Source organism: Pseudomonas sp. GW101-3H06 (assembly GCF_059424605.1).
In genome coordinates this window covers 1,615,541-1,632,548 of sequence record NZ_JBWKZO010000001.1, presented here as the reverse complement: position 1 = coordinate 1,632,548, position 17,008 = coordinate 1,615,541, and the positions used below count along the sequence as shown (strand labels likewise).

Annotated in this window: 13 protein-coding genes; 8 read left to right on the top strand and 5 right to left on the bottom strand. The window is 59.5% G+C overall.

Features of this window, described 5'->3' with window-relative positions:
- Positions 1-4: 4 nt before the first annotated feature.
- Together AC07ZE_RS07380 and AC07ZE_RS07375 are read right to left on the bottom strand one after the other, a co-directional pair.
- Positions 5-220: a hypothetical protein gene (locus tag AC07ZE_RS07380; protein ID WP_207267907.1), complete on the bottom strand. Its 216-nt coding sequence runs from the start codon at positions 218-220 to the stop codon at positions 5-7.
- 58 nt (positions 221-278) lie between these two features.
- Entirely contained in the window at positions 279-620 is a 342-nt protein-coding gene (locus tag AC07ZE_RS07375; protein ID WP_207262842.1) for an aspartate-semialdehyde dehydrogenase, read from the bottom strand.
- 218 nt (positions 621-838) lie between these two features.
- Here AC07ZE_RS07375 and rapA point away from each other — a divergent pair, with 218 nt between their 5' ends.
- Positions 839-3,685, top strand: coding sequence for an RNA polymerase-associated protein RapA (rapA, locus tag AC07ZE_RS07370; RefSeq protein WP_207262840.1), 2,847 nt, complete (start codon positions 839-841; stop codon positions 3,683-3,685).
- Positions 3,686-3,845: 160 nt separating this feature from the next.
- Here the strand turns inward: rapA and AC07ZE_RS07365 are convergent, their stop codons facing one another.
- Positions 3,846-5,195, bottom strand: a complete 1,350-nt coding sequence (locus AC07ZE_RS07365; protein ID WP_207262838.1) for a spinster family MFS transporter — start codon at positions 5,193-5,195, stop codon at positions 3,846-3,848.
- Positions 5,196-5,485: 290 nt separating this feature from the next.
- Here AC07ZE_RS07365 and AC07ZE_RS07360 point away from each other — a divergent pair, with 290 nt between their 5' ends.
- The gene (locus AC07ZE_RS07360; protein WP_310650390.1) at positions 5,486-7,702 is read left to right on the top strand and encodes a putative bifunctional diguanylate cyclase/phosphodiesterase; all 2,217 of its coding nucleotides are present in this window, start codon (positions 5,486-5,488) and stop codon (positions 7,700-7,702) included.
- Here the strand turns inward: AC07ZE_RS07360 and AC07ZE_RS07355 are convergent.
- Complete coding sequence (locus AC07ZE_RS07355) at positions 7,659-8,555, bottom strand: NAD(P)-dependent oxidoreductase (protein WP_207262834.1); 897 nt, start codon at positions 8,553-8,555, stop codon at positions 7,659-7,661. The two genes, AC07ZE_RS07360 and AC07ZE_RS07355, sit on opposite strands and share 44 nt — an antisense overlap.
- Before the next feature lie 197 nt (positions 8,556-8,752).
- On the opposite strand from AC07ZE_RS07355, the gene AC07ZE_RS07350 reads away from it, so the two are divergent.
- Positions 8,753-10,948, top strand: coding sequence for a hypothetical protein (locus AC07ZE_RS07350; protein ID WP_207262833.1), 2,196 nt, complete (start codon positions 8,753-8,755; stop codon positions 10,946-10,948).
- Positions 10,949-11,215: 267 nt separating this feature from the next.
- Here the strand turns inward: AC07ZE_RS07350 and AC07ZE_RS07345 are convergent, their stop codons facing one another.
- The gene (locus tag AC07ZE_RS07345) at positions 11,216-11,521 is read right to left on the bottom strand and encodes a DUF2288 domain-containing protein (RefSeq protein WP_095195394.1); all 306 of its coding nucleotides are present in this window, start codon (positions 11,519-11,521) and stop codon (positions 11,216-11,218) included.
- Between the two features lie 349 nt (positions 11,522-11,870).
- On the opposite strand from AC07ZE_RS07345, the gene AC07ZE_RS07340 reads away from it, so the two are divergent.
- The 5 genes from AC07ZE_RS07340 to AC07ZE_RS07320 all read left to right on the top strand — a co-directional run bounded on the left by AC07ZE_RS07340 (position 11,871) and on the right by AC07ZE_RS07320 (position 16,873).
- Positions 11,871-12,998 (top strand): branched-chain amino acid ABC transporter substrate-binding protein, encoded by a 1,128-nt coding sequence (locus AC07ZE_RS07340; protein WP_207262831.1) that lies wholly within the window; start codon positions 11,871-11,873, stop codon positions 12,996-12,998.
- Positions 12,999-13,230: 232 nt separating this feature from the next.
- Complete coding sequence (gene livH / locus AC07ZE_RS07335; protein WP_095195392.1) at positions 13,231-14,154, top strand: high-affinity branched-chain amino acid ABC transporter permease LivH; 924 nt, start codon at positions 13,231-13,233, stop codon at positions 14,152-14,154.
- Positions 14,151-15,407, top strand: coding sequence for a high-affinity branched-chain amino acid ABC transporter permease LivM (locus AC07ZE_RS07330; RefSeq protein ID WP_095195391.1), 1,257 nt, complete (start codon positions 14,151-14,153; stop codon positions 15,405-15,407). The genes livH and AC07ZE_RS07330 overlap by 4 nt, the downstream gene beginning before the upstream one ends.
- Complete coding sequence (gene livG / locus AC07ZE_RS07325) at positions 15,404-16,171, top strand: high-affinity branched-chain amino acid ABC transporter ATP-binding protein LivG (protein ID WP_095195390.1); 768 nt, start codon at positions 15,404-15,406, stop codon at positions 16,169-16,171. The genes AC07ZE_RS07330 and livG overlap by 4 nt, the downstream gene beginning before the upstream one ends.
- Positions 16,172-16,873 (top strand): ABC transporter ATP-binding protein, encoded by a 702-nt coding sequence (locus AC07ZE_RS07320; protein WP_057716104.1) that lies wholly within the window; start codon positions 16,172-16,174, stop codon positions 16,871-16,873.
- Positions 16,874-17,008: the final 135 nt, after the last annotated feature.

Below are 17,008 nucleotides of genomic sequence, written 5' to 3'. Positions count from 1 at the left end.
GGGTTCAACGCTTTTTCGGCTTGCTCTTCGATTTGGTTTTTTGGCTTTTCTTCGATTTCCCCAACGGCATGGCCTGTTCGAACGCCTGGCGCACTTCATTCAGGCGTTTGTCGTTAAGGTCATGGATACGCTTGGCGCGTTCGGCGTTGAGGTCGATCAGCTTGTCGTCTTGGCTCATGGCGTTCAGTGCATCGCTGGAAATGAAATTCAGCTGCCGCATCGTTCGGCAGGGTTGCGCCAATAATGAGGTCTGGCGACGGCGCTGACCAGCCACACCCTCAAATCTCGATATCGACCCACAAACCTTGGCGCGGCTGGTCTTCCATCAGCGGCGCCACCGGTACGGTATTGTCGGCATTGAGTTCGTCACCGGGGATCGCCAGGTGCGCTTGGGGATCATCATCAGCTTCACGCCGGCGCTGCTCGCGCTCCTGCCGTCGGCGCTGTTCCTCGCGCAATAACAGAACGGCTTCTTCGCGGTCACGGTTTTTCAGGTCGATGGTGCTGTCGGTGGAACTCTCCTGCATCGGCACCACAGGCGCGATGTCCGGGCGCGGGCGAACCGGGTCGTGCTGGGAGGTGATCGGCACGGCACTCAGGGGGAGCATCGGTGGCAGCATATAAATGGGTCTCCTGTCAGCAGGCTGTCGGCTGCGGTAATGGCGACTTGAGCCATCGGTCGCAAACTGTGACCCAATTGGCACTCGTGGGTGCCGTAGTCCACACACCGCCTGTAAGTGGGCTAACGTAAACCCGAGAGTTTTTCTGAGAGTCCTTTGGCCCTGAAGCCCTCATTCCGTTAAGATAGCCCGCTTTTTCAAGGTGGGAGTCAGGCAGCATGGCGCAGCAGTATCAACCGGGGCAACGCTGGATTAGTGACAGCGAAGCCGAGCTGGGTTTGGGCACCGTTCTGGCACAGGACGGCCGCTTGCTGACCGTGCTCTATCCGGCCACTGGCGACACCCGCCAGTACGCGCTACGGAATGCGCCTCTCACTCGTGTAAGGTTTTCGCCGGGAGACAGCATCACTCACTTCGAAGGCTGGAAACTGACCGTTCGCGAAGTTGACGACATGGATGGCCTGCTGGTCTACCACGGTCTCAACGCCCAGAACGAAGTGGTCACCCTGCCGGAAACCCAACTGTCGAACTTCATTCAGTTCCGCCTGGCCAGCGACCGCCTGTTCGCCGGGCAGATCGACCCGCTGGCGTGGTTCTCCCTGCGCTACCACACCCTCGAACACACCAGCCGCCAGTTGCAGTCTTCGCTGTGGGGCCTGGGTGGCGTACGTGCGCAGCCGATCGCGCACCAGTTGCACATCGCCCGTGAAGTCGCCGACCGTATCGCGCCACGGGTTTTGCTGGCAGACGAAGTGGGCCTTGGCAAAACCATCGAAGCCGGCCTGGTGATCCATCGCCAACTGCTTTCGGGGCGTGCCAATCGCGTGCTGATCCTGGTGCCGGAAAACCTCCAGCACCAGTGGCTGGTGGAGATGCGTCGCCGTTTCAACCTGCAGGTCGCGCTGTTCGACGAAGAACGCTTCATCGAAAGCGATGCCTCCAACCCGTTCGAAGACACCCAGCTCGCGCTGGTTGCCCTGGAATGGCTGGTGGACGACGAGAAGGCCCAGGACGCGCTGTTCGCCGCCGGCTGGGATTTGCTGGTAGTCGACGAAGCGCACCACCTGGTGTGGCACGAAGATCAAGTCAGCCCTGAATATTCGCTGGTCGAACAACTCGCCGAAACCATTCCCGGCGTGCTGTTATTGACCGCAACCCCGGAACAACTGGGCCAGGACAGCCACTTTGCCCGTCTGCGCCTGCTCGACCCGAACCGCTTCCATGACCTGCACGCCTTCCGCGCCGAGAGCGAAAACTATCGTCCGGTTGCCGAAGCCGTTCAGGAGTTGCTGGAAAAGGGACGTCTGTCACCGCAGGCGCACGAGACCATCCACGGTTTCCTCGGCAACGAAGGCGAAGCCTTGCTGACCGCAGTCAACGATGGCGACACTGAAGCCAGCGCCCGCCTTGTGCGCGAATTGCTGGACCGCCACGGCACCGGCCGCGTGCTGTTCCGTAATACCCGTGCCGCGGTGCAGGGTTTCCCGGAGCGCAAACTGCACCCGTATCCGCTGCCGTGCCCGGACGAATACCTCGAACTGCCACTGGGCGATCACGCCGAGCTGTATCCGGAAGTCAGCTTCCAGGCCCAGCCGGACGCCAACGAAGAAGAACGCTGGTGGAAATTCGACCCGCGTGTCGAGTGGCTGATCGACCAGTTGAAAATGCTCAAGCGCACCAAGGTCCTGGTGATCTGCGCCCACGCCGAAACCGCCATGGACCTGGAGGACGCCCTGCGCGTGCGCTCCGGTATTCCGGCCACGGTCTTCCACGAGGGCATGAACATCCTCGAGCGTGACCGGGCCGCCGCTTACTTCGCCGACGAAGAATTCGGCGCGCAAGTGCTGATCTGTTCGGAAATCGGCAGTGAAGGCCGCAACTTCCAGTTCTCCCATCACCTGGTGCTGTTCGACCTGCCGTCCCACCCGGACTTGCTGGAACAGCGGATCGGTCGTCTGGACCGCATCGGCCAGAAGCACACCATCGAACTGCACGTGCCCTACCTGGAAACCAGCCCGCAAGAGCGCCTGTTCCAGTGGTACCACGAAGCGTTGAACGCGTTCCTCAATACCTGCCCGACCGGCAACGCCTTGCAGCATCAGTTCGGCCCGCGCCTGCTGCCGCTGCTGGAAGAGGCCGACGATGGCGAATGGCAAACACTGATCGACGAAGCCCGCACCGAGCGTGAGCGCCTGGAAGCCGAACTGCACACCGGCCGCGACCGCTTGCTGGAGCTCAATTCCGGCGGTGCCGGCGAAGGTGAGTCGCTGGTTGAAGCCATTCTTGAGCAGGACGACCAGTTCGCCCTGCCGATCTACATGGAAACCCTGTTCGACGCCTTCGGCATTGACAGCGAGGACCATTCGGAAAACGCCCTGATCCTCAAGCCGAGCGAAAAAATGCTCGATGCCAGCTTCCCGCTGGGCGACGACGAAGGCGTGACCATCACTTACGACCGCAACCAGGCGCTGTCCCGCGAGGACATGCAGTTCATCACCTGGGAACACCCGATGGTGCAAGGCGGCATGGATCTGGTGTTGTCCGGTTCCATGGGCAATACCGCCGTGGCGCTGATCAAGAACAAGGCGCTGAAACCCGGCACCGTATTGCTGGAACTGCTCTACGTCAGCGAAGTGGTTGCCCCGCGCTCCCTGCAACTGGGTCGTTACCTGCCGCCGGCCGCATTGCGCTGCCTGCTCGATGCCAACGGCAATGACCTGTCGGCCCGGGTGTCGTTCGAGACCCTGAACGATCAACTTGAAAGTGTCCCGCGCGCCAGCGCCAACAAGTTCATCCAGGCACAGCGTGATCAGCTGACGCCACGGATCAACGCCGGCGAAGACAAGATCTACCCGCGTCACGCCGAACGAGTGGCGCAGGCGCAACATCGCCTGGCGGCTGATACCGATGAAGAACTGGCACGCCTGACCGCGTTGCAAGCGGTCAACCCGACCGTACGCGACAGCGAACTGGTTGCCCTGCGCAAACAACGCGAGCAAGGCCTGGCCATGCTCGACAAGGCTGCGCTGCGACTGGAAGCGATCCGGGTATTGGTGGCGGGTTAACCCCCCCCTGCTCCACCGGCAAACAAGAAGGCCCGCAGCGATGCGGGCCTTTTTAATTTGCCAGAGTTTTGTAGTGCTGTTGATGACCCTTTCGCGAGCAAGCCCGCTCCCACCTTTGGAATGTATTCCCCTGTGGGAGCGGGCTTGCTCGCAAAGGCGGCTAGGCAGTCGCCGCAGAACCTTCAGGCTCAACCACAGCGACCAATCCCTCTTTCATCCGCTTGGCATCCCTTACAAAACACCGCGACGCCAGCACCAGAAACACCATGGTGAAAAACAGTGCCACCGGAATCAGGTACATCGCATCATGCAGACCGACCGCCTTGAACGCCTCGGTCATCTGTTCGGCACCCGCCGATAACATGGCCGTGTGTGCAAAGTGATCGGACAAGGCACCCACCACCACCGGCCCCAAACCACCCCCCAACAGATACAACCCGGCGAAGAACAGCGCCATGGCCGTTGCCCGCAGACGCGGCTCGACCACGTCCTGGATCGCCGTGTAAACGCAGGTGTAAAAGTTATAAGCGAACAACCAGCCCACACTGAAAACGGCCACGAACACCCCGATCTCGATCCGCCCCGAATGCAGCGCCCACGCGGTGCACAAGGTAGAAATAATCAGACTGAACGCGGCGAACAGCAGACGACCATTGGCCACCCGCTGGTGGATCTTGTCCGCGATCCAGCCGCCCAGGGTCAGACCGACCAATCCGGTTACGCCGACAATGACCCCGGTCGCCACGGCCGCTTCCTGCAATGGCATCAGGAAATAGCGCTGGAGCATCGGCACCAGAAACGAGTTACAGGCATAGGTCGCGAAGTTGAAGCACAGGCCGGCCAACACCAGCCACAGAAAGGTCGGCACCGCCAGGACACGACGAATAGGCCGGTCGACCTTCTCTTGCGACACCTGCACGCTTTCGGCGGCACCGCGCTTGGGTTCCTTGATGTAGAACATGAAGACCGCCAGGATCAACCCTGGCACCGCGGCGATGAAGAACGGCGCCCGCCAGCTGTCAAACGCCTTGACCATCGCGCCGATGGTGAAGAACGCCAGCAACAACCCCAACGGCAGCCCCAGCATGAAAATCCCCATGGCCCGCGCCCGGCGATGAGCCGGAAACAGGTCGCCGATCAGCGAGTTGGCAGCCGGCGCATAGCTGGCCTCACCGATGCCGATGCCCATGCGCACGATCAGGAAGCTCCAGAAACTGCCGACCATGCCATTGACCGCCGTCAGTCCGCTCCATGCCGCCAGGCCCCATCCCATCAGTTTGCTACGCGAACCGGTATCGGCCATCCGCCCCAGAGGCAGACCGGCGATCGCGTAAACGATGGTGAACGCCGTGCCGATAATCCCCAGTTGAAAATCGCTGAGGTGCCATTCCATGCGGATCGGCTCGATGATGATGGCCGGGATGGTGCGGTCGAAAAAGTTGAACAGGTTGGCCAGGAACAGCAGGAACAGAATGCGCCAGGCATTCGCCGCTTGGGTCGAGTTCTGCATGGGTCCGTCTCTTTTATTGTTATGGGGCTTCACTGCCAGCGCATCCGAGCCCGGAACCTGCAATCTAGTCAGGCTCGCCAATGCTGTCTGTAATTATTCGTAAAGCTGATACCTGCCCATGAAGTCCGGCGCTGCCCATGCAACATCTTATTTCCAAACGCTCTAATATTAATTCCAAAATAGTAGACACCAATTTGCCACTACTGCTGGCGATCCGTACCTGACCTCTATACTTCAAGACATTCGCCGGTGCTGCTTGCACCGGTCAGGGAAACGACATGGGGCATGCTATGGAGTGGCTTGGTCTGCATTTCATTACCGAGCAGCCAGAGAGCGGGCAGGTCATACTCAATTGCATACATGACCCTTTTCTGGTGCTACTGGCTTATCTGGTCGCTTGTGCCGGCAGCTTTGCCACGCTGGACATGGCCGAGCGCGTCGCTCATGCGGAAAAACCCGCCTCCCGGCGCTTATGGCGCTGGGCCGGGGCCGGGTGCCTGGCCGGCGGGATCTGGGCCATGCATTTCATCGGCATGCTGGCGTTCCAGGCGCCGATCAATGTGCATTACCATCTGCCCATCACCCTTGCCTCTCTGTTGATCGCCCTGCTCGCTTCATGGCTGGCGATGCACACACTCAGCCGCCCTGCCCTGAACATCTGGCTATGCCTCAAGGCTTCAATCTGGATCGGCCTGGGCATTGCCACTATGCATTACGTGGGCATGGCCGCCCTGCGCTCTCCGGCGATAGCCTACTATCAACCGACCTTGTTCGCGCTCTCCATCGTGGTGGCGATTGGCGCCAGCCTCGCGGCATTGCTGCTGGCGAATTACTTGCGCAACGGCGCCGGGATGTTCCATCAGTTGCTCAAGTACAGCGCCAGCCTGGTACTCGGGACAGGCATCATCAGCATGCATTTCACCGGCATGGCCGCCTTCAATCTGGTGCTGCCCACCGGTACCCTCGTGACCCAACCCGGGGAAAACAACCATCTGCAGTTGGGCCTGACGGTCGCGGTGATGACGCTGCTGATCATCGGCAGCAGCGTCAGTGCGGCGCTGGCGGATAAGAAGCTGCAACACAAGGAGCATGACCTGCAGCGGGTCAACTCACTGCTCACCCAACTGGATCAGGCACGCATGTCGCTGCAACAGGTGGCGCACTACGACCCTTTGACCAACCTGATCAACCGCCGCGGTTTCAACCAGCTGTTCGCCGAGAAACTCATCGAGAAAACCCATGGGGGCGGCATGCTCGCCGTGTTGTTCCTCGACATCGACCATTTCAAGCGCATCAACGACAGCCTCGGTCACGACGCCGGCGACGAGTTGCTCAAAGTGATCGCCAGCCACATCAAAGGCTCGGTACGCAGCCAGGAAGACGTGGTGGCGCGCTTTGGTGGCGACGAATTTTGCGTGCTCATCAACCTGCATGATCGCGAAGAAGCGCGGCACATGGCGCAGCGCATCATGTTGAAAATGAAGGAGCCCATCGAATTGGCCGGGCGGCGCATGGTCATGACCACCAGCATCGGCATCAGCTTGTTTCCCGATGACGGCAAGACCTGCGACGAGCTGCTGAAAAACGCCGACCTGGCGCTGTACCAATCCAAGGGCAGTGGGCGCAATGGCCTGAATTTCTTCAGTGCCAACCTCAAGGCCCGTGCCACGCTGGAGCTGCAACTGGAGGAAGAGCTGCGCCATGCCCTGCGCGAAGACGCCGGCCTGATGCTCTGTTACCAACCGATCTACGACTTGAAAACCGGCCAGGTGAGCAAGCTTGAAGCATTGATTCGCTGGCAACACCCGGTCCACGGATTCCTCGCACCGGACCGCTTCATCCCCCTTGCCGAGGCCAACGGCCTGATCACCGAACTGGACAACTGGGTGCTGCGCAAAGCCTGTGAAGACCTCGGTGAGTTGTCGCGCCAGGGATGCGAAGCCCTGAAGATCGCCGTGAACTGCTCGCCCCTGAGCCTGGCGCGCGAAGAACTGGCGGGGCAAATCGAACAGGCATTGCGCAGCGCGGGCGTCGCGCCGCAACGACTGGAGCTGGAGGTGACCGAAAATGCCCTGATGGGCAATATCGCCGACACGCTGGTGCTGCTGCAACAGATCCGCGCCTTGGGCGTGTCGCTGTCGATCGATGATTTCGGCACTGGTTACTCGTCCCTGGCCTATCTCAAGCGCTTGCCGCTGAACACGTTGAAAATCGACCGTTCGTTCATTCAGGACATTCCCAAGTCGACCCAGGACATGGAGATCGTCCAGGCGATTATCGCCATGGCCCATACCCTGCACCTGGATGTCGTCACCGAAGGTGTCGAAACCTTTGAGCAATACCAGTTTCTCGAATGCCACGATTGCGACTTTGTACAGGGTTACCTGCTCAGCCGGCCGGTGCCGCTGGCTGAATTACGTCCGGTACTGAACGAAATCAACCAGCGCAGGCACGCCTACCCCCTTACGTCGTTGAGTCTGGCCCACGGTACATCTGCACTAATGTAGACGGGTCTTTTTCCAGGAACCCTTGCCCGCCATGCAGCCGCATCAGCTGCGCCGCCAGGCCGCTGATCGGCGTCGCCGAACCCTGCTCGCGGGAAAACTTCACCGCCGTGTCCAGATCCTTGAGCAAGGTCCGCACATGCCATTTCACCGGTTCGAAACGGCTCTCGGCCATTTGCGGGGCGAGGATCTGCAACGGTTTCGAATCGGCAAAACCACCGGCCAGCGCCTCGGCGATCAGGCTCGCATCGACACCGGAACGCTCCGCCAGCGCCACCACTTCGGCAATCACCAGCGCATTGCAGGCGACGATCATCTGGTTGCAGGCCTTGGTCACCTGCCCGGCTCCAACTGCGCCCATGTGGGTCACGCGCTGGCCCAGGTTCAACAACACGGGCTTGATGCGCTCGAGATTCGCCGCATCGCCACCGACCATGATCGCCAGGCTCCCCGCCTCGGCACCGACCACGCCACCGGACACCGGCGCATCAAGCCAGCCCATGCCGGTCCGGCTGACAAGCTCTGTCGCCATTTCCCGCGTCGCGGTGGGTTCCAGGCTGGAAAAATCCACCAGCAACTGGCCGCTTTTCGCGCCTTCGACCACCCCGGTCGCGCCAAACACTACTTCACGCACCACCGTGGTATCCGCCAGGCACAACATCACCAGGTCCGCGTGCTGGCACAACTCTGCCGGGGTCGCGACCTGGCGGGCACCCGCCTCGACCAGCGGCGCGCATTTGGCCGGATTGCGGTTCCACACCGTCAGCGGATAACCCGCCGCCAGCAGGCGCCGACACATCGGCAGCCCCATCAGACCGATTCCGGCAAAACCCAACGAAGGTAGTGTTGACATCATTTTGCCTCTTTTTGATTAAAGATCGCCGAATATCGGCCGATTCATCATGACTCAGGAAAGGATTCCCCCGAGCGACGCTCAGGCCACGGCTCTGACGCTTGGGCCAAATACGCGCTGATAAAAGACGCGAGTTCTCATCCGTGACGGTTCGACGACAGCGTGTCGCCCGACCAACCAGCCCAGGTACATGGCGAACAATGACTTCCAAAAATAATCCGGCCACTGCGGTATCCGACCTGACTTTGAGCCCCGCGGCGAACAGCCCTTCATCGTCGAAGCCATTGCTCCCGTCACGCCCGCTGGCGACCCAGCAATACCTGTACTTCACCGAAACCAACACCGACCGCATCCTCGACAACCTCGACGGCCTGCGCGACATGGTGTTCCCGCGTCCTGCGCATCTGGAAGGCGACAACGAACAGCACAGCGACCAGGAATTCCCGTCAGTGTGCCTGATCGGCCTGGGCCGCTGTGGTTCGAACATCGCGCTGGATGTGGCGGAGCTGGTATACAACGCCCGCAAGTTCTACCTCAACGAATTCAACAGTGAAGACCGCCTGTCGCCGGACAAGCGCTATGCCGAAAAAGGCTACAGCCCGGCCCAATGGATTCGCACCAACCTGCGCCTGATGCCGAACAAGGCGACCAAACCGGTGTTCCTGGTAGAGCCGCTGGTGATGCTCGGCGACCTCGACAAAGACATCGCCGGTCGCATCCGTTTTTCGCGCAAGGGTGAAAAAAGCGGTTTCCTGCGCGACTACAGCAAAATGAAAATCATGGACTTGTCGGAAGTCCACGCCGGTGGCGCCGGTAACGCGCCGATCCTCGGCCAATACCTGGCCAAGATCATCCTGAACAAGGACACCCAGCGCTTCTCCAGCCCTGACTGGAAGATGATTCACTCGTACCTGATCGACAGCTGCGGCATCAAGGCCAACCAATCGCGCCTGTACTTCTCGATTTTCAGTGCCGGTGGCGGTACGGGTTCGGGCATGGCTTCGGAATTCGGCCTGGCCCAGCAACACTCGTACATGAACAAGACCTTCGACACCAAGCCGATGGATGAGCACGACAGCAAGAGCGGTCACTCCTTCGTCTTCGAGCCGATTTTCACCAGCGGCATCTGTGTGCTGCCGAACATTTCCGATCACCGCAGTGAAATGTCCGAAGCGTTGCACATCAACGCCGGTCGGCTGCTGTGTAAATACCTGTCGGAAGAGTGGGACTTCTCCTACAACTTCGCCAACGAAGACAGCAGCGAAGCCAGCGTCATGGGCCGAATCCGTCCGTGGAACGCGATGATGCTGATTTCCAACGACATCATGCGTTACGCCGAAGAAAGCGACGACGGCAACATCCAGAACATTGATGTCAATGCCATGGAGAAACACGCCAACCAGTACATCTCTCAGCAGATCTTCAACATTCTGACGGCGCAAGCGGTAACGACCGACTACGACCAGAACTATTTCCGTCGCGCCGGCATCGACATCGGCGAAACCATCCGCCTGGACGCCAACGACCTGTTCATGAGCCTGGCCGGCCCGGTGGCGATTGCCTACGCCGAGTCCGTGGTCCCGGAAACCCCGGCGCCTACCAGCGACAAGTTCAAGGTGTTCGAGAAAGAGCCGCAGCGCCTGAACATCGACGATCTGTTCTTCCGCTCCATCGACCTGCCGCACTTCAACAAGGTCACCCAGGCCATCGAAGGCATCAGCCTGCTGCCAATCGAGTCCAAGCGCTATCGTGCGTCGCTGGAGCAGTACAAGAATTCCGGCTACGACGCGGCGGCCCTGCACGACCTGCACTTCTTCAAGAACTGCTCATCGGTGGTGTCGATCGTTTCGCTGCCGAAGGACTACAAGCTGTCCTACATGGACCTGAACCGGTTGAAGACCCATCTCAACAACCTGTTCCCCAACACCACGCTCAAACGCTACGCACTGGTAATCGGTGCCTCGGCCAACCTGTCGCTGACCACCCTGATCGCCAAGAGCCCGTGCCTGTCGGACGACTTCCTGACGCTGATCGTGGCCTTCATCAAACGTTGCTTCGCACGCAGTCCGTACCGTTTCGACGAAACCCTGGATAACTCGATGCTGGACTTCATCGTCAACGAAGAGTTCGACGAAGCGCGGATTGATGACTTGCTCAACGAGTTCGAGAACCCGGCGAAGATCCTCGATACCAACTGGTACGCGATCAAACCGATGTACGAGAAGAAATACCGCGAGCTGATCAACGACAAGGACAAGTTCGTCTCGATCAACGACATTCGTTTGTCGCGCGATTGCGTGAAGAAAGCGATCAAATACCTGCGTGAGATCTACCGTCACCGCATCGGCAAGACCAAGGTTATTTCGCTGAATAACCACACAGGTAAAACCTTCTAAGCCGCGTCGTTCCCTTCGCGAGCAGTCTCGCCCCCACAGGATTCAGTGATGACTTGTGGGAGCGAGCCTGCTCGCGAAGACTTCCTCGTATTCACGCAACTCCAACATCCAGAAACAATTGAGCAGCCCTCAGGCAGCCCGCTCAACTGTTCCCGTTACGTTTACGTCACCGTGAAGCTGTGGCTTTTCTCTACGGCAACGTGCCATCACGCTACTCGGCTACACACTTTTGGCCAGCGGCGACGCGCACCAAACAAGTGCGCGCATTCAAGCCTTTGCTCTTTCCTGGATCAGGATCCACGGTGAGACCACCACGGCCCACAACTGCGGATCACGTTCGAAAAGATCCAGCGCCCGCGTTTCAGAGAGCTTGGCGACCTTGTCACAGGCCAGCCAGGCAGCCACTTTCTCGCCTTCGTCGGTGGCCACGGCCTCGGCGGCCGCGATCAAATCCAGGCCGGGGTCGACCCACAATAGGGCACCCTTGGCAAAGAACGGCTCCAACTCCTTCCAGGTAATAGATGCGGTTTCACCAAGCAGCTTGGCATAGAGGGTGCTAGGTTCTTCAGTCATGGGTCCGGTCCGGAAAAGAAATTGACGCGATGATAACGTCGGTGGTCTGGCAGAAAAACCCAGAAGCAATTTGCATCACTGAATGAAAAGAGCAGGAAAGCCAAGGAATGCACGGAATCTGGCTATAAGCCCGTCAACGCCCCGCCGCAATTCTGACTTTTTCTTTCATAAAAGCGACACCCCCAAGTTTTGCCCCCCGGCGCCAGCTTCCCAGGCTGACAATCGGCGCTCTACACTGTACCGGTACAGTTGCCGGGGGGCTTTTCCGGGGAATGTCGTAGATACTGACCCGGTTCTGCTGCCGACGGCGCCAGGACTATAAAAACTACAACAGTAAGAGTGGAGCACTATGACTAAGGCTACTAAGCAGATTTCCAAACTGTTTGCCGCTATGGTTCTGGCCGGGGTTGCCAGCCATTCGTTCGCAGCTGACACCATCAAGATCGGCATCGCCGGCCCTAAAACCGGCCCTGTAGCCCAATACGGCGACATGCAGTTCAGTGGCGCCAAAATGGCCATCGAACAGATCAACGCCAAAGGCGGCGTAGACGGCAAGAAACTCGAAGCCGTTGAATACGATGACGCCTGTGATCCAAAGCAAGCGGTAGCGGTCGCGAACAAAGTCGTCAACGACGGCGTTAAATTCGTGGTCGGCCACCTGTGCTCCAGCTCCACTCAACCGGCTTCGGACATCTACGAAGACGAAGGCGTGATCATGATCACCCCGGCTGCCACCAGCCCGGACATCACCACCCGTGGTTACAAAATGGTGTTCCGCACCATCGGTCTGGACAGCGCCCAGGGCCCTGCCGCCGGTAACTACATCGCCGATTTCGTAAAACCGAAAATCGTTGCTGTCCTGCACGACAAACAGCAATACGGTGAAGGCATTGCCACCGCCGTCAAGCAAACCCTCGAGAAGAAAGGCACCAAGGTTGCCGTGTTCGAAGGCATCAACGCCGGCGACAAAGACTTCTCCTCGATCATCGCCAAGCTCAAGCAAGCCAACGTCGACTTCGTCTACTACGGCGGCTACCACCCGGAGCTGGGTCTGATCCTGCGTCAAGCGGATGAAAAAGGCCTGAAAGCCAAGTTCATGGGTCCGGAAGGCGTGGGTAACGATTCGATCTCGCAAATCGCTCAGAAGTCCTCCGAAGGCCTGCTGGTGACCCTGCCGAAATCCTTCGACCAGGATCCGGCCAACGTCGCCCTGGCTGACGCGTTCAAAGCCAAAAAAGAAGACCCGAGCGGTCCGTTCGTGTTCCCGGCCTACTCGGCTGTGACCGTCATTGCCGAAGGGATCAAGGCTGCCAAGTCCGAAGACTCCGCCAAAGTGGCTGAAGCCATCCACAAAGGCACCTTCAAGACGCCAACCGGCGACCTGAGCTTCGACGACAAGGGCGACCTGAAAGACTTCAAATTTGTGGTTTACGAGTGGCACTTCGGCAAACCAAAAACTGAAGCCAAGCCTCAGTAAGGCCTTGCCTGACTGACTGCCAATAAAGCCCACGGCGTGCCGTGGGCTTTGTTTTACGAACGTACCTGGGCCGCGCTGGCGTGATCCGCTAGTCTCCCCACCTGAAAATCTCAAAACCGTCATCAGCGGTTCGCTGGCAAACCCCGAATTCGAAGTGGATGCAGATCCACGGGATCGGGCGGGAAAATGACTCCACCAGTGAAATGCGTATCAGGTTTTTAGGAGCGCTGTAATGCCTGACATCTATCACTTCTTCCAACAGCTGGTTAATGGTTTGACCATTGGCAGCACGTATGCCCTGATCGCCATCGGCTATACGATGGTTTACGGCATCATTGGAATGATCAACTTCGCCCACGGCGAGGTGTACATGATCGGCTCCTACGTGGCGTTCATCGCCATCGCCGGGCTGGCCATGATGGGACTCGACAGTGTTCCGCTGTTGATGACCGCCGCTTTCCTGGCGACCATCGTTGTCACCAGTGCCTACGGCTACAGCATCGAACGGATCGCCTACCGCCCCTTGCGCGGCAGCAACCGTCTGATCCCGCTGATCTCCGCCATCGGCATGTCGATCTTCCTGCAGAACACGGTTCTGCTGGCGCAAGACTCCAAGGACAAATCCATTCCCAACCTGATTCCGGGCAACTTTGCCTTCGGGCCAGGTGGCGCACATGAAGTGCTGATTTCCTACATGCAAATCGTGGTGTTCGTGGTGACCCTGATCGCCATGCTCGGCCTGACGCTGTTCATCTCCCGCTCTCGCCTGGGCCGCGCCTGCCGCGCCTGCGCCGAAGACATCAAGATGGCCAACCTGCTGGGTATCAACACCAACAACATCATCGCCCTGACCTTCGTCATCGGTGCCGCGCTGGCGGCCATCGCGGCCGTGCTGCTGAGCATGCAATACGGCGTGATCAACCCGAACGCCGGTTTCCTGGTCGGCCTCAAGGCCTTCACCGCCGCGGTACTGGGCGGTATCGGCAGCATTCCGGGCGCCATGCTCGGCGGGCTGGTACTGGGTGTGGCAGAAGCTTTCGGTGCCGATATCTTCGGCGACCAGTACAAGGACGTCGTAGCCTTCGGTCTCTTGGTTTTGGTGTTGTTGTTCCGGCCAACCGGCCTGCTGGGCCGTCCGGAGGTTGAGAAAGTATGACTAGGAATCTAAAACAGGCGTTTTTCAGCGCCTTGCTGGTGTGGGCCGTGGCCTACCCGGTACTGGGTCTGAAGCTGACCATCGTCGGTATCCACCTCGAAGTCCACGGCACCAGCACCGCGACGCTGATCACCATCGCCGTGTGCTCGGTGCTGATGTTCCTGCGTGTCTTGTTCGACCAGCAGATCAGCTCGGCGTGGCGCTCCTCGCCAGGCATGCCGCTGATCCCGGCCAAGGCCACCAACTTCCTGACCCTGCCGAGCACCCAACGCTGGTTCATCATTGCGTTGATCGCCGGTGCGCTGATCTGGCCGTTCTTCGGCTCTCGCGGCGCGGTGGACATCGCAACGCTGGTGCTGATCTACGTGATGCTCGGCCTGGGCCTGAACATCGTGGTCGGCCTGGCCGGCCTGCTCGACCTCGGTTACGTCGGCTTCTATGCCGTCGGCGCCTACAGCTATGCGCTGCTGTCGCACTACTACGGCCTGAGCTTCTGGATCTGCCTGCCGATTGCCGGCCTGATGGCGGCCACCTTCGGCTTCCTGCTCGGTTTCCCGGTGCTGCGTCTGCGCGGCGACTACTTGGCGATCGTGACCCTGGGCTTCGGTGAAATCATCCGTCTGTTCCTGCGTAACCTGACCGGCCTCACGGGCGGTCCGAACGGTATCAGCAACATCGAGAAACCGACGTTCTTCGGCCTGACCTTCGAACGTAAAGCCGCCGAAGGCATGCAGACGTTCCACGAGTACTTCGGCCTGGCATACAACTCGATCAACAAGGTGATCTTCCTTTACCTGGTGGCGCTGCTCCTGGCACTGGCTGCGTTGTTCGTCATCAACCGCCTGCTGCGCATGCCGCTGGGCCGCGCCTGGGAAGCATTGCGCGAAGACGAGATCGCCTGCCGTGCACTGGGTCTCAACCCGACCGTGATCAAACTGTCGGCCTTTACCCTGGGCGCCAGTTTCGCCGGTTTCGCCGGTAGCTTTTTCGCTGCCCGTCAAGGCCTGATCACGCCGGAGTCCTTCACCTTCATCGAGTCGGCGATCATCCTCGCCATCGTGGTATTGGGTGGCATGGGCTCGCAGCTGGGTGTGATCCTGGCCGCCGTGGTGATGATCCTGTTGCCGGAAATGATGCGTGAGTTCAGTGAGTACCGCATGTTGATGTTCGGTGCCTTGATGGTACTGATGATGATCTGGCGCCCTCAGGGTCTGCTGCCCATGCAACGTCCTCACATGGAGCTGCGCAAATGAGCCGCGAGATCCTTAAAGTAGAAAACCTGAGCATGCGCTTTGGCGGCTTGCTGGCGGTCAACGGCGTTGCCTTGAGCGTGAAAGAGAAACAAGTGGTTGCACTGATCGGCCCCAACGGCGCCGGCAAGACCACCGTGTTCAACTGCCTGACCGGCTTCTACAAGCCGAGTGGCGGCAGCATCCTGCTGGACGGCGAGCAGATCGAAGGCCTGCCGGGCCACAAGATCGCTCTCAAAGGCGTGGTGCGTACCTTCCAGAACGTGCGGCTGTTCAAGGACATGACTGCGGTCGAGAACCTCTTGATCGCTCAGCATCGTCACCTGAACACCAACTTCCTGTCCGGCCTGTTCAAGACCCCGTCGTTCCGCAGAAGCGAGCGCGAGGCCATGGAATATGCCGAATACTGGCTGGACAAGGTCAACCTGCGTGAGTTCGCCAACCGTCCGGCCGGCACCCTGGCCTACGGTCAGCAGCGTCGCCTGGAAATCGCCCGCTGCATGATGACCCGTCCACGGATCCTGATGCTCGACGAACCGGCCGCCGGCCTGAACCCGAAGGAAACCGAAGATCTGAAGGCGCTGATCAGCGTGTTACGTGAAGAGCACAATGTCACCGTGCTGCTGATCGAACACGACATGAAACTGGTCATGAGCATTTCCGACCACATCGTCGTGATCAACCAGGGCACGCCTCTGGCCAACGGTACGCCGGATGAGATCCGCGACAATCCTGAAGTGATCAAAGCCTACCTGGGGGAAGCGTAAATGCTGCAGTTCGAAAACGTTTCCACCTTCTACGGCAAGATCCAGGCCCTGCACAGCGTCAACGTCGAAGTCCGTCAGGGCGAAATCGTGACCCTGATCGGCGCCAACGGTGCCGGCAAGTCCACGCTGCTGATGACCCTGTGCGGTTCGCCTCGGGCCCACAGCGGCAGCATCCGCTACATGGGTGAAGAACTGGTCGGCCAGGACTCCTCGCAGATCATGCGCAAGAGCATCGCCGTGGTTCCGGAAGGTCGTCGGGTGTTTTCCCGCCTGACCGTGGAAGAGAACCTGTCCATGGGCGGTTTCTTCACGGCCAAGGGCGACTATCAGGAACAAATGGACAAGGTCCTCGGACTTTTCCCTCGTCTGAAAGAGCGCTTCAACCAGCGCGGCGGCACCATGTCCGGCGGCGAACAGCAGATGCTCGCCATCGGCCGTGCGCTGATGAGCAAGCCCAAGCTGTTGCTGCTCGACGAACCGTCGCTGGGCCTGGCTCCGATCATCATCCAGCAGATCTTCGACATCATCGAACAGCTGCGCAAGGACGGTGTGACGGTGTTCCTGGTCGAGCAGAACGCCAATCAGGCGCTGAAAATCGCTGACCGTGCCTATGTGCTGGAAAACGGCCGGGTGGTGATGACAGGGACCGGTGAAGCGCTGCTGACCGATCCGAAAGTGCGTGACGCGTACCTCGGTGGCTGAGCCTTTTCGGTAAACAAAAAGACGGCCTTCGCGGGCCGTTTTTTTTTACGCCAATCTCAATAGCGAAGTTGCTCCCCTGTGGGAGCGAGCCTGCTCGCGAAAGCGGTGGGACATTCAACTTTGATGTATCTGACA

Bases quoted from the DNA above. Each gene is read 5' to 3' on its own strand.
- AC07ZE_RS07380 (WP_207267907.1), bottom strand. From the start codon at position 220: ATGCGGCAGCTGAATTTCATTTCCAGCGATGCACTGAACGCCATGAGC.
- AC07ZE_RS07375 (WP_207262842.1), bottom strand. From the start codon at position 620: ATGCTGCCACCGATGCTCCCCCTGAGTGCCGTGCCGATCACCTCCCAG.
- rapA (WP_207262840.1), top strand. From the start codon at position 839: ATGGCGCAGCAGTATCAACCGGGGCAACGCTGGATTAGTGACAGCGAA.
- AC07ZE_RS07365 (WP_207262838.1), bottom strand. From the start codon at position 5,195: ATGCAGAACTCGACCCAAGCGGCGAATGCCTGGCGCATTCTGTTCCTG.
- AC07ZE_RS07360 (WP_310650390.1), top strand. From the start codon at position 5,486: ATGGAGTGGCTTGGTCTGCATTTCATTACCGAGCAGCCAGAGAGCGGG.
- AC07ZE_RS07355 (WP_207262834.1), bottom strand. From the start codon at position 8,555: ATGATGTCAACACTACCTTCGTTGGGTTTTGCCGGAATCGGTCTGATG.
- AC07ZE_RS07350 (WP_207262833.1), top strand. From the start codon at position 8,753: ATGACTTCCAAAAATAATCCGGCCACTGCGGTATCCGACCTGACTTTG.
- AC07ZE_RS07345 (WP_095195394.1), bottom strand. From the start codon at position 11,521: ATGACTGAAGAACCTAGCACCCTCTATGCCAAGCTGCTTGGTGAAACC.
- AC07ZE_RS07340 (WP_207262831.1), top strand. From the start codon at position 11,871: ATGACTAAGGCTACTAAGCAGATTTCCAAACTGTTTGCCGCTATGGTT.
- livH (WP_095195392.1), top strand. From the start codon at position 13,231: ATGCCTGACATCTATCACTTCTTCCAACAGCTGGTTAATGGTTTGACC.
- AC07ZE_RS07330 (WP_095195391.1), top strand. From the start codon at position 14,151: ATGACTAGGAATCTAAAACAGGCGTTTTTCAGCGCCTTGCTGGTGTGG.
- livG (WP_095195390.1), top strand. From the start codon at position 15,404: ATGAGCCGCGAGATCCTTAAAGTAGAAAACCTGAGCATGCGCTTTGGC.
- AC07ZE_RS07320 (WP_057716104.1), top strand. From the start codon at position 16,172: ATGCTGCAGTTCGAAAACGTTTCCACCTTCTACGGCAAGATCCAGGCC.